The 1,526-nt window shown below is 54.2% G+C and carries 1 rRNA gene; it reads right to left on the minus strand.

Annotated elements, in window-relative coordinates:
- Positions 1-67: 67 nt before the first annotated feature.
- A 16S ribosomal RNA gene (locus tag J2X07_RS19915) occupies positions 68-1,526 on the minus strand; the annotation flags it as partial.

Genomic DNA, 1,526 nt, shown 5'->3' on the forward strand with positions numbered 1-1,526 from the left:
TCAAAACTGAACAAAAGAAGAATAGGCGTACTTACGAAACAGACGAGCTGTCTCATAATCTCCATAGAAAGGAGGTGATCCAGCCGCACCTTCCGATACGGCTACCTTGTTACGACTTCACCCCAATCATCTGTCCCACCTTCGGCGGCTGGCTCCCAAAAGGGTTACCCCACCGACTTCGGGTGTTACAAACTCTCGTGGTGTGACGGGCGGTGTGTACAAGGCCCGGGAACGTATTCACCGCGGCATGCTGATCCGCGATTACTAGCAATTCCGGCTTCATGTAGGCGAGTTGCAGCCTACAATCCGAACTGAGAGTGGCTTTTTGGGATTGGCTTGGCCTCGCGGCTTCGCAACCCTTTGTACCACCCATTGTAGCACGTGTGTAGCCCAGGTCATAAGGGGCATGATGATTTGACGTCATCCCCACCTTCCTCCGGTTTGTCACCGGCAGTCACCTTAGAGTGCCCAACTGAATGCTGGCAACTAAGGTCAAGGGTTGCGCTCGTTGCGGGACTTAACCCAACATCTCACGACACGAGCTGACGACAACCATGCACCACCTGTCACTCTGTCCCCCGAAGGGGAAAGCTCTATCTCTAGAGTGGTCAGAGGATGTCAAGACCTGGTAAGGTTCTTCGCGTTGCTTCGAATTAAACCACATGCTCCACTGCTTGTGCGGGCCCCCGTCAATTCCTTTGAGTTTCAACCTTGCGGTCGTACTCCCCAGGCGGAGTGCTTAATGTGTTAACTTCAGCACTGAGGGTGGAACCCCCCAACACCTAGCACTCATCGTTTACGGCGTGGACTACCAGGGTATCTAATCCTGTTTGCTCCCCACGCTTTCGCGCCTCAGCGTCAGTTACAGGCCAAAAAGCCGCCTTCGCCACTGGTGTTCCTCCACATCTCTACGCATTTCACCGCTACACGTGGAATTCCACTTTTCTCTCCTGCACTCAAGTCTCCCAGTTTCCAATGACCCTCCACGGTTGAGCCGTGGGCTTTCACATCAGACTTAAGAGACCGCCTGCGCGCGCTTTACGCCCAATAATTCCGGATAACGCTTGCCACCTACGTATTACCGCGGCTGCTGGCACGTAGTTAGCCGTGGCTTTCTGGTTAGGTACCGTCAAGGTACGAGCAGTTACTCTCGTACTTGTTCTTCTCTAACAACAGAGCTTTACGACCCGAAGGCCTTCATCGCTCACGCGGCGTTGCTCGGTCAGGCTTTCGCCCATTGCCGAAGATTCCCTACTGCTGCCTCCCGTAGGAGTCTGGGCCGTGTCTCAGTCCCAGTGTGGCCGATCACCCTCTCAGGTCGGCTACGCATCGTCGCCTTGGTGAGCCGTTACCTCACCAACTAGCTAATGCGCCGCGGGCTCATCTGTAAGTGTCAGCCGAAACCGACTTTCAAAAAAGAAACATGCGTTTCTTCTTATTATCCGGTATTAGCCCCGGTTTCCCGGAGTTATCCCCGTCTTACAGGCAGATTACCCACGTGTTACTCACCCGTCCGCCGCTAAATC

This window comes from Fictibacillus barbaricus (genome assembly GCF_031457135.1).
Taxonomy (GTDB): domain Bacteria; phylum Bacillota; class Bacilli; order Bacillales; family Fictibacillaceae; genus Fictibacillus; species Fictibacillus barbaricus_A.